General features: G+C 74.3%; 11 protein-coding genes. 8 read left to right on the forward strand and 3 right to left on the reverse strand.

The window, feature by feature from the left end:
- The first annotated feature begins 12 nt into the window (after positions 1–12).
- From ABD671_RS06670 to pgfA, 5 genes are all read left to right on the forward strand, one after another.
- Positions 13–1,767 carry an MmpA family trehalose lipid delivery protein gene (locus ABD671_RS06670; protein WP_344732492.1) on the forward strand — a complete coding sequence of 585 codons (1,755 nt, stop codon included), beginning with the start codon at positions 13–15 and terminating at the stop codon, positions 1,765–1,767.
- A 31-nt stretch (positions 1,768–1,798) separates the two neighbouring features.
- The gene (locus tag ABD671_RS06675) at positions 1,799–1,921 is read left to right on the forward strand and encodes a hypothetical protein (protein ID WP_344732493.1); all 123 of its coding nucleotides are present in this window, start codon (positions 1,799–1,801) and stop codon (positions 1,919–1,921) included.
- A 124-nt stretch (positions 1,922–2,045) separates the two neighbouring features.
- Positions 2,046–2,855, forward strand: a complete 810-nt coding sequence (locus ABD671_RS06680; protein ID WP_344732494.1) for a glycosyltransferase — start codon at positions 2,046–2,048, stop codon at positions 2,853–2,855.
- Complete coding sequence (locus tag ABD671_RS06685) at positions 2,852–4,093, forward strand: glycosyltransferase family 4 protein (RefSeq protein WP_344732495.1); 1,242 nt, start codon at positions 2,852–2,854, stop codon at positions 4,091–4,093. The genes ABD671_RS06680 and ABD671_RS06685 overlap by 4 nt, the downstream gene beginning before the upstream one ends.
- Before the next feature lie 4 nt (positions 4,094–4,097).
- The gene (gene pgfA, locus ABD671_RS06690; protein ID WP_344732496.1) at positions 4,098–5,072 is read left to right on the forward strand and encodes a cell envelope lipid trafficking protein PgfA; all 975 of its coding nucleotides are present in this window, start codon (positions 4,098–4,100) and stop codon (positions 5,070–5,072) included.
- A gap of 9 nt (positions 5,073–5,081) precedes the next feature.
- On the opposite strand, the gene ABD671_RS06695 is transcribed toward pgfA, so the two are convergent.
- Together ABD671_RS06695 and ABD671_RS06700 are read right to left on the reverse strand one after the other, a co-directional pair.
- Positions 5,082–6,026: a hypothetical protein gene (locus ABD671_RS06695; RefSeq protein WP_344732497.1), complete on the reverse strand. Its 945-nt coding sequence runs from the start codon at positions 6,024–6,026 to the stop codon at positions 5,082–5,084.
- The gene (locus tag ABD671_RS06700; protein ID WP_344732498.1) at positions 6,023–6,718 is read right to left on the reverse strand and encodes a class I SAM-dependent methyltransferase; all 696 of its coding nucleotides are present in this window, start codon (positions 6,716–6,718) and stop codon (positions 6,023–6,025) included. Before ABD671_RS06700 ends, ABD671_RS06695 begins: the two co-directional genes overlap by 4 nt.
- A gap of 63 nt (positions 6,719–6,781) precedes the next feature.
- On the opposite strand from ABD671_RS06700, the gene ABD671_RS06705 reads away from it, so the two are divergent.
- Positions 6,782–7,165 (forward strand): hypothetical protein, encoded by a 384-nt coding sequence (locus tag ABD671_RS06705; protein ID WP_344732499.1) that lies wholly within the window; start codon positions 6,782–6,784, stop codon positions 7,163–7,165.
- A gap of 45 nt (positions 7,166–7,210) precedes the next feature.
- Positions 7,211–8,830 (forward strand): hypothetical protein, encoded by a 1,620-nt coding sequence (locus tag ABD671_RS06710; protein WP_344732500.1) that lies wholly within the window; start codon positions 7,211–7,213, stop codon positions 8,828–8,830.
- A gap of 3 nt (positions 8,831–8,833) precedes the next feature.
- On the opposite strand, the gene ABD671_RS06715 is transcribed toward ABD671_RS06710, so the two are convergent.
- Complete coding sequence (locus tag ABD671_RS06715) at positions 8,834–9,331, reverse strand: GNAT family N-acetyltransferase (RefSeq protein ID WP_344732501.1); 498 nt, start codon at positions 9,329–9,331, stop codon at positions 8,834–8,836.
- A 349-nt stretch (positions 9,332–9,680) separates the two neighbouring features.
- Between ABD671_RS06715 and ABD671_RS06720 the strand changes: the two genes are divergently transcribed.
- The coding region (locus ABD671_RS06720) for a hypothetical protein (protein WP_344732502.1) at positions 9,681–9,878 on the forward strand (198 nt) is incomplete at its 3' end.

Consider the following 9,878-nt stretch of genomic DNA (forward strand, 5'->3'; position numbering starts at 1 on the left):
AGCCGGGTCGCGGTGCCGGCCGTGACGGTCGTGGTGACCGTGGCCGTGCTCGCGCCGCTGCTCGTGCGCGGCGGCTACGCGCTGGTGGGCGACATGGTCTTCGTGCCCCACCAGCCGTGGAAGGCGGCCTGGTGGGGCGGCGACGGCGCACTGCCGCGGGCGGTGCCGATGGACGCCCTGGTCTCGATCGTCACCCAGCTCCTTCCCGGGTGGGTGCTCCAGCGGGTGCTGCTCCTCGGCGCCTTCCTGGCCGGCGGTCTCGGCATCGGCCGGCTCGTGCGGGCGTTGCGACCCGATGCCGGGCTCGCCGTCGTCGCGGCGGTGACGCTCTACCTGTGGAACCCGTGGGTGCACGACCACCTGGCGATGGGGCAGTGGGCGATCCTCGCGGGCTACCTCCTGCTGCCCTACGCCGCGCTGGCCGCGCACCGGGTGCGGGCCGACGGCGTCCGGGCGGGTGCGCCCGGGCTGGTGCTCGCCCTCACGGCTGCGGCCGTGTGCAGCCCCGCCAGCGGCGTCATGGCCGTGCTCACCGCGCTCGTGCTCGTCCTCCCGCGGCGCGCGGACGCCGCCGCCACCCTCGCGGTCGGGGCGATCGCGAACCTGCCGTGGCTCGTGCCGTCGGCCGCCGCCACCGGTGCTCGGGTGTCGACCGGCGGGGTGTTCGCGGCCTTCGCGCCGCGCGGGGAGTCCGACCTCGGCGTCGTCGCGAGCCTGCTGAGCCTCGGCGGCACCTGGAAGACCTCGGTGGCCGCGCCCGAGCGCGGCTCGGCGGTGATCGTGGGCCTCGCGGTGCTGCTCACGCTGACCTGCCTGGTCGGTGCCGCTCTCGCGCGCCGTAGGGGTGACGACGCCGCGCGGGCCACCGTCGACCGGCTCGCCGTGCTGGCCCTCCTCGCCCTCGCGATCGCGCTGCTGCCCGTGCTGCCCGGTGGGGCCGGGGTGCTCGACGACCTGGCCGGCTCGGTGCCGGGGCTGGCCCTGTTCCGCGACGCCGAGCGCTACCTCGCCCCGGCGGCGCTGGTGCTCGCGGTCGGCGCGGTCGACGTCGTCCGCGACCTGCTCGACCGGGCCGTACCGGGGCGCGGGTCGCTGCGGGCGGCCGCGGCGCTCGTCGTGGTGGCGCCGGTGCTGTTCCTGCCCAGCCTGGCTGGCGGAGCCGGTGCGCTCGACCCGGTCGACTACCCGCCCGGGTGGGACGCCGTCGCCGACCGGCTCGCGGCCGCCGACGCCCCCGTCACCGTGGTGCTGCCGTGGGAGGGCAACTACCGCGGCTTCGCGTGGAACCCCGAGCACGCGGTGCTCGACCCCGCGCCGCGCTACCTGCCCGGCACGGTGGTCATCGACGACCGGCTGGTGCTCCAGCAGGAGGGCCGCACGGTCGTCGTCCCCTCCGAGGATCCCGCTGCGCGGGCCGTCGACGCCGCGCTGGGGGCCACGACACCGCAGGCGCGGGCCGCGGCGCTCGCAGATCTGGGCGTGACCCATGTCCTGCTCGAGACGCCTCAGGACGCCGCCGCGGCGGCCGATCAGCGTGCCGACCTCCCCGCCGGCACCGACGTCGTCGAGGCCGACGGGCTGCTCCTGCGCGCCCTTCCTCCGCCGTCCGCCGCGCCCGCATCCACCGAACGGATCATCACCGGATCGTCCGTTCGGTTGAGATTCTCCGTCGGTGTGTCGAATGCGTTAACGAGTCTCCTGGCGGGGGTTATGGTCGTCGTCACATCGCGGCGAGCAGGCCTGGGGAGGGACCGCCGCCGTCGATGACCGGGGGAGGGACTTCAGCTTGAACATCATCGTGTCCGCAGTCGTCGGCAGCATCCTGGCCACCGCCGCTCTGGTGGGTGGCGTGCAGGCCGCGCAGGGCGGCGATCAGAAGCCGGTCGACGCCGACCGCCTGTACTCCTACTCGGACAAGTAGCCCGAGCCCGAGCACAGCCACCCCGCCGTCGGCGGGGCAGTCCGGGGACGACGCGTCCCCGTCGCACCCAGCGCACGACCGGGGAGGGCCGTGGCGCTGGACGGCATCGGAGTGGGAGGTCCGCATGCTGCAGGTGATCATCCCTGCCTACAACGAGGTGGCCCGGCTGCCGCGCACGCTGCGCGAGCTGCGGCGTCACGTCGCCCGTTCGGCGACGCTGGCGGGCCGGGTCGAGGTGCTGGTCGTCGACAACGCCAGCACCGACGCGACCGCCGAGGTCGCCCGGGCCGCCGACAGCGCGGCCCTGCCCGTGCGGGTCGTGGCCTGCGCGACGCCCGGCAAGGGCGCCGCCGTCCGCACCGGCTTCCTGGCCGCCGCACCCGATGCCGAGGTCATCGGCTTCATGGACGCCGACGGCGCCACCCGCCTCGACGCGCTCGACCGCGCGATGCGCCTGCTCGACGCCGGTGCGGAGGTCGTCATCGGCAGCCGCGGCCTGGCCGACTCCGAGACCGAGGCCCGCCACAGCCGCCTGCGCGACCACGGTGCGCGTGCCTACCGGGCCTGCGCCGCGCGCATCGTGCCCGGCGTCGCCGACACCCAGTGCGGGTTCAAGCTGCTGCGCGCCGACCTGGCCCGCTCGGTGGCCGCCGACCTGCGTGCCGAGGGGTTCGCCTTCGACGTCGAGCTGCTCGCCCGGGCCCGCGCCCACGGCGCCCGCATCGTCGAGGTGCCCGTGTGGTGGGTCGACGTCCCGGGTTCGACCTTCGACCCGGCGCGCCACGGCCTGGACTCCTTCACCGAGCTCGCCCGCATCGCCTGGCGCGGACGCCGTCACGGGTTCGCGCCCGCGGCCGCACCCGTCGTCCCGCTGCGCCCGGTCGTCCCGTTCGGCGCGGTCGAGCTGCCGCTCGTGGCCGGAGGCGAGCGATGAGCGCGCCGCGCACCGACCTCGACGGCGCCCGGGTGGCGATCGTCAACTGGCGCGACCTCGACCACCCGCTCGCCGGGGGAGCCGAGCACTACGCCTGGCACGTGGCCCGCGCCGTGCGCGACGCCGGCGCCGAGGTCGAGTTCCTCACCGCCCGCGCACCCGGCCAGACGCGACGCGCGAGCGTCGAGGGCATCCGCATCGACCGCGCCGGCGGCGTCCTCGGGTTCTACCCGGCGGCACTGGCCCGGCTGCTGCGCCGTCGTCGGCGGATCGACCTGGTCGTCGACTGCTCGGCAGGCATCCCGGCGTTCTCGCCGCTCGTGCTGCGTCGCCGCACCCCGGTGGTGCTGGTGGTCCACCACGTGCACCAGGACCAGTTCGCCACCTACTTCCCGCGCCCGGTCGCGGCCCTCGGTCGCTTCCTGGAGCGCGCCTCGGCACGCGTCTACCGCCGTCGTCGCGTGCTCGCGGTCTCGGAGTCGACCCGCACCGAGATGCGGCACCGGCTGGCCTGGCACGGCCCGATCGGCATCCTCGCCAACGGCGCCGACCGGCCCGCCGTCGACGTCGTCCCCGAGGCCAAGCAGCCGGGGCGCATCGCGGTCCTCGGCCGCCTGGTCACCCACAAGCGGGTGGACGCCGTCGTCGAGGCGTTCGCGGCTCTGCTGGCCGACCCGACCGGCCTGGCGCCGGCCACGGCGGCCGGACTGCACCTCGACGTCGTCGGTGCCGGACCGGAGTCGCCGCGGCTCGCCGCCCGGGTCGCCGAGCTGGGGCTGGCCGAGCGGGTCACGCTCCACGGCTTCGTCGAGGAGACCGCGAAGACCGAGCTCCTCACCGCCGCGAGCCTGCACGTGTGCGCCTCCGACGCCGAGGGCTGGGGCCAGGTGGTCATCGAGGCCGCCGCGCACGGCACGCCCACGCTGGCCCGCGACGTCCCCGGTCTGCGCTCCTCGATCCGCGACGGCGAGACCGGCTGGCTGCTGCCCGAGGCCGATCCCGAGCCGCTGCCGCAGCGGCTCCTGGCCGGCCTGCGCGCCGCACTGGTCGAGCTCGACGAACCCGAGACCGCCGCGCTGCTCGTCAAGCGCACCCAGGCCCATGCGGCCGGCCACGACTGGCCGGCCATGCACGCGCGCACCCGCGCGCTGCTCACCACCGAACTCGCGACCGCGGCGTCCCGCCGGTCGCCCGCCATCGCACGTCCGGGCCGTCCGGACGTCGCACTCGAGAGGTAATCCCATGCGACGACTCGTCCGTTCCCGGCTCCTGGCGCCGGTCCTCATCGCTCTCGGGGCGTTCCTCCTGGTCGCCGCCGTGCTGGTGCGCGCCTACGCGTACCCGGCGCTGGCCCGGGTGCCCAACAACTACGACTCGATGACCTACCTGCAGGGCAGCGGCGTCACGATCTTCGACACCGACCCCGAGGTGCTGGCGCCGATCACCACCGACCTGTCGATCTCCTCGCACACGATCGCGGGCAACTACCCCGACGCGCCGAAGGGCGTCGTGGTGTGGGCGAACTCGACGACGGTGAAGCGGGCCGACGGCGGCATCTTCCAGCAGTCGACCGAGCTCACGCCCTTCGACGCCGTCACCGGCGCGGCCTCCGACTACAACGTCGGCTTCTCCTCGGCCACCGAGGGCCAGCGTGACGACGTCATCCGCGAAGGCCAGGTCTACAAGTTCCCGTTCAACACCCAGAAGCGCGACTACCAGCAGTGGGACGCCGCGCTGGGCGAGGCGACGACCGCGAAGTTCGTCGGCACCAGCTCGATCCAGGGCCTGCCGGTCTACACGTTCGTGCAGACCATCGAGCCCACCGCGATCGACACCGTCGAGGTGCCCGGCGCGGTCTTCGGCTCGAAGGCCCCCAGCGTCGAGGCCACGATGATGTACGGCATGGTGCGCACGCTCTCGATCGAGCCCGCCACCGGCAGCCCGGTCAACCGGGTCGAGCAGCGCACGCAGTACCTCAGCTACCAGGGCAAGGACGTGCCGGCCTTCGAGGGCACGGTCGCCTACACCCCGCAGACCATCACCGACGTCGTCGACCAGCTCAAGACCCAGGCCCCGCTGCTCAACGCCGCCCGCCTGGCGCTGCCGGTTGGGTTCGGCCTGGCCGGCCTGGTGCTGCTCAGCGGCGGCATCGTGCTCGCCCGGCGTCGGCAGAGCGTGCAGCACGACGCCGACGAGCGCGAGCTCGTCGAGGTCTGACCTTCCGGCTCAGGCCCTCAGCTCCGCGACGATCGCGGCCAGGACGCCGTCCAATCGGGCGGCGTCCCAGCCGTGTCGCGGGCCCGAGGCTCGCAGCGTCAGGCGCGTGACGTCGTCGAGCGTCAGCGCGCCCAGCGCGAGCCCGCCGCTGCCGGTGGCGGGGGAGAAGCGCAGGTCGGACGCCGCGGGCGCACCCACCCGGCCGAGGTGGGAGACCAGGAACGTCGACCCGAGGCGCGGACCCAGCACGCGCAGTGCCACCCGGGTCAGGGCCTCGGCCGCGACCCCGGCGCCTGCCGCCGGCGGTGGCTGGATCGGTGCCGTGCGCAGGGCGGCGGCCACGGCCTCGGCGTCCAGGCCCTCGACGCCGGTGAGGCGCAGCAGCGCGCTGTCGTCGTGGATCGGCCCGTCGCTCGTCGGTCGACCCGCACCGACGGCCACGGCGACCTGACGGCGTCCGCCGGTGCGTACGGCGGCCACCCGTGCGACCGCGTGCACGAGGGCCGCGGTGCCGTGGTGGCCGGGCGCATCGGCCTCGACGATCACCTCTCCGGCCGTCGCGACGGCGTCGGGGCCGGGGGAGAGGCGGGCCGGCGGATCGCGCAGCACCTCGCGCAGCCGGGACGACGTCGTGCCGCTCGCGGTCGGTCGGTCGGCGACCCCGCGGGCGTCGGTGCGCACGCCGCCGTCGACCAGGGCGTCGAGGATGCGCAGCAGGCCGAGCCCGTCGACGAGATCGTGGACCGCGCCGATCGTGATCTCGGCCCCGTCGCGGGCCAGGGCCACGGGCGGGCCGGTCAGCACGGCGTCCCAGCCGCGGCCGGTGATCGGGGTGCTCGCCGGCCACTGCTGGGCGCTGAGCAGCGCCTGCCAGCGGGCGGCGAGGTCGGCGTCGTCCGGCACCTCGTGGAGGCGCGCCCGCAGCAGGATCCGCCAGGTGGGCGTGAGGCTCACGGCTTCACGATGCGCGCCACCAGGCTGATGCCGGGCAGGCGCTGCACCGGCAGCACGCGTTCGGTCATCACGGCCGCGCGCAGGCCCGCGTTGACCAGCGGATGCACCTGCTCCATCTCGCTGTCGGAGTCGTTGTGGCGACGGCGCAACCGGGCGATCGGCCGCAGCAGCACGTTCCACGAACGCAGGTCGACGACCTGGAGACCCGCGCCCTCGATGACCGCGGTCAGTCCCGCGCGGTCGTAGCGGCGCACGTGCCCGAGCGCGACGTCGTGGCCGCTCCACAGGTCCATGCCCGCCGGCACCGCGACCAGCGCCCGGCCGCCGGGCTTGAGCACACGCGCGGTCTCGCGGGCCACCGCGGCGTCGTCCTCGATGTGCTCCCACATGTCGGTCGACATGACGAGGTCCATGCTCGCGTCGGCGAAGGGCAGCCGCTGCGCGTCGCCGCGCACGACCGCGAGGTCGCGGGAGCGCGCCAGCTGCGCGGCCACCGGCGAGTACTCCAGGCCGGTCACCCGCCAGCCGAGGTCGCGCAGGACGCCGGTGTTGCCGCCGCCGCCGCACCCGACGTCGAGCGCCCGGCCCGGCGTCAGCGGCCCGACCAGGCGGCGCACCAGGGCGCGGCGTTCGGCGTACCACCAGTGCCGCTGCTCCAGGGCCGCCGACTTGCGGATCTCCTCCTCGTCCACGCCCGGAGCGTAGCCGCGATATCGGGCTGCGCCCGGTAGCGACGTCGTCCCACACTGGGCGGCATGGGTCCTCACCTCGCCGACGCCTTCGCGCACGTGCTGCACGACCTCGAGGTCTGCGCGGCGCCGATCCCGCGGATCGAGGAGTCGGACTGGCAGACCTGGCCGGGTGCGGAGTCGGCGATGCTGGGGGACGTCGACGGCTCGGGCACCGGGGTGTGGGTCGACACGACCGCCAGCGCGGCCGAGCGACTGGCGATGCTCGCCGACCAGGTGCAGGACTGGGCGGTGGAGAGCGTGCGACGAGGCACCCGCTCGAACTGGCCGCCGTGCCCGGCGCATCCGGCGAACCACCCGCTGCAGGCGGTGGTCGTCGACGACGCCGCTGTGTGGCGGTGTCCGCGGTCGGCGGAGGTCGTCGCGGAGATCGGGCACCTGGTGGTATGACGGACGCCACACCTAGCCGAAGTCGATCGGATCAGTTGACTTAACGTGACGCGTCGTCCCTCCCCCCTCGCCCTCGTCGTCCTCGCCGCGGCAGCCGTCGCCGGGGCCGTCGTGCCGGGTGCCGCTCCCGCCGCGCCGGCCGCGCCGTCGTCCCTGACCTGCCGCACCCCGGTGGCACCGCACGAGCCGCCGTGCAACCCCCACCTGGCGCTCTCGGGATGGGGCGGCAGCCACCGCAACTCCTACGCGAGCGGCTCCTCGCCCTACCCGGCCCCGCACGCGGACGACGACGTCACGCGGCAGCGCATCACCCTGCCCGGGCTGCCCTCCGCGGTGCCGATCACGGTGACCTTCTCCAGCCGGTACGCCGACGGCGGCCGCGTGGCGTGGATGTCGACGGTGGCGCCCTCGGCGATCCACAAGGTCGACGTCGCCAGCGGCGACATCATCGACACCCTGACGCCCTCGCAGTCGGTGAACAGCATCGGCATCTCGGGCGCCTACAACGTGCTCGACCGCGACGACCACTTCTTCGTCGGCCGCTCCTCCTCCATCGAGGTCTACGGCGACGAGACGCCGGGGGAGCGCACCTCCCCGATCGCGCTGCTCGACTCCCTGACGCTGCCGGCCTCCGCGCTGTGCGGCGACGACAAGCTCGTCGGCATCACGATGACCTACGACGGCTACATCGCCTTCGCCACCGCCCGCGGCGTCGTCGGCGTCGTCCCGCGCGACCTCGACCGCTTCGACAGCAAGCACCTGCAGACGGTCAACCTCAACCAGGGCCGCTGCGACGAGGCCGACGACGACCTCGAGATCGTGTCGAACTCGATCTCCGCCGACGAGACGGGCGGCATCTACGTCGTCACCTCGCAGGCGATGAACCGCGTGCAGTGGAACGGACGCCGTCTGCGGCTGGGCTGGAAGGCCGGCTACAACGTCGGCCCGCCGCCGAGCGGCGTCCGCCTCGGTGCCGGCTCGGGCTCGACCCCCGACGTCATGGGCACCGCGAAGGACCGCGACCGCTTCGTCGTCATCACCGACGGCGGCCCGCTGATGAACCTCGTGCTGTTCTGGCGCGACCGCATCCCGCAGGGCTGGAAGCCGATCGCCAAGGGCCTCGACCGCCGTATCGCCTGCCAGGTGCCGGTGACCTTCGGCGACCCGAACGCCACCCGCACCACCTCCGAGCAGTCGGTGCTCACCAACGGCTACACCAGCGTGATCGTCAACAACAGCCTGACGAACGAGTCGGTGCTCGACGCGCTGCCCGCCCAGATCCGCCCGATCGTGGCCGCCGAGCTCGGCGGCGTCCCGCAGCAGGCGCCGTACGGCATCGAGCGCATCGACTGGAACCCGCGCACCCGCACCTGCCAGGTGAAGTGGGCCAACCCGGAGGTCTCGATCCCCAACGCCATCCCGACGTTGAGCACCGAGTCGGGCCTCATCTACGGCCAGGGTCAGCGCAACGGCCTGTGGGGCCTGGAGGGCATCGACCTGCGCACGGGCGCCCAGCGCCTCTGGGTGCCCTCCACCCCGACGCCCGCGAGCAACTCCTTCTACGCCGCCACCGAGGTCGGCCCCGACGGCGACGTCTGGCAGGGCACCAGCGGCGGCATCGACCTCTACCGCGGCCCCGACCGCACGGGTCCGCGGATGCGCTGAGGGTCAGAGGTCGCGCTTGAAGCCCACGTGGCTCGCGGTGTACCCGAGCCGCTCGTAGAAGCGGTGGGCGTCCTCGCGGGAGGCGTCGCTGGTGAGCTGCGCGAGCCGGGCACCCCGGCTGCGGCCGTAGCGATGGGCCCACTGGATCATCGCGCCGCCGAGGCCGGTGCCGCGGGCCGCCTGAGCCACCCGCACCGCCTCGATCTGCAGCCTCATCGCTCCGCCCCGCGAGAGTCCGGGGACGAGGGTGAGCTGCATGGTGCCGACGACCGCGCCCTCCTCGTCGCGGAACACTGTCAGCAGGTGCCGCGGATCCTCGTCGATCTCGCTGAAGGCCCGAAGGTACGGCTCCAGGGACGCCGCCTCCCGCGCGCTGCCGAGCGGGTCGTCGCTGAGCAGCGCGACCAGCGCCGGGACGTCGTCCACCTGCGCTCGATGCACGCCGAACCGCCGCCCGCCGGCCTCCAGGATGTCGAGCGCCTCCGAGTCGTCCGCCTCCATGCGGTGAACCATCGCACGCCGGGTTGTCGCGGTGGTCGAGGTGCCCGGGCCATGCCGGTGGTTGAGGTGCCCGAGCCGTGCCGGTGGTTGAGGTGCCCGAGCCCCTAGGCGAGGGCCGCGAAACCCGGTGAGTCGGACGCCGTGCGGTACCGGTGGGCGGTTGGGTGCGGCCACTTCGAGGCTCGCTTCGCTCGCACCTCAGTGACCGGACGGGCCGTGCTGGTGGTTGAGGTGCCCGAGCCCCTGGGCGAGGGCCGCGAAACCCGGTGAGGGACGAGGCAGCCTGAACCCACGACGCCTACATCGACCTCCTCCGAAATTGTCGGTGGTCGTCTCTAGCGTGGTCCTCATGTTCGATCTCGGGATCCTCGAACAGCTGTCACCCACCCCTTCCACGGGGGTGGCTGCGCAGCCGCTGCCGCATGACCCGGTGGCGATGCTCGAGGAGATCACCGCACTCGAAGACAGCATCAATCGGTTGCAGGCCCGGCAGGCTCGGCTGGCGGTGGAGTTGGCGCAGGTGCGGGCGGTGGAGTCCATGCCGCGT

Source organism: Nocardioides fonticola (genome assembly GCF_039536805.1).
Taxonomy (GTDB): domain Bacteria; phylum Actinomycetota; class Actinomycetes; order Propionibacteriales; family Nocardioidaceae; genus Nocardioides; species Nocardioides fonticola.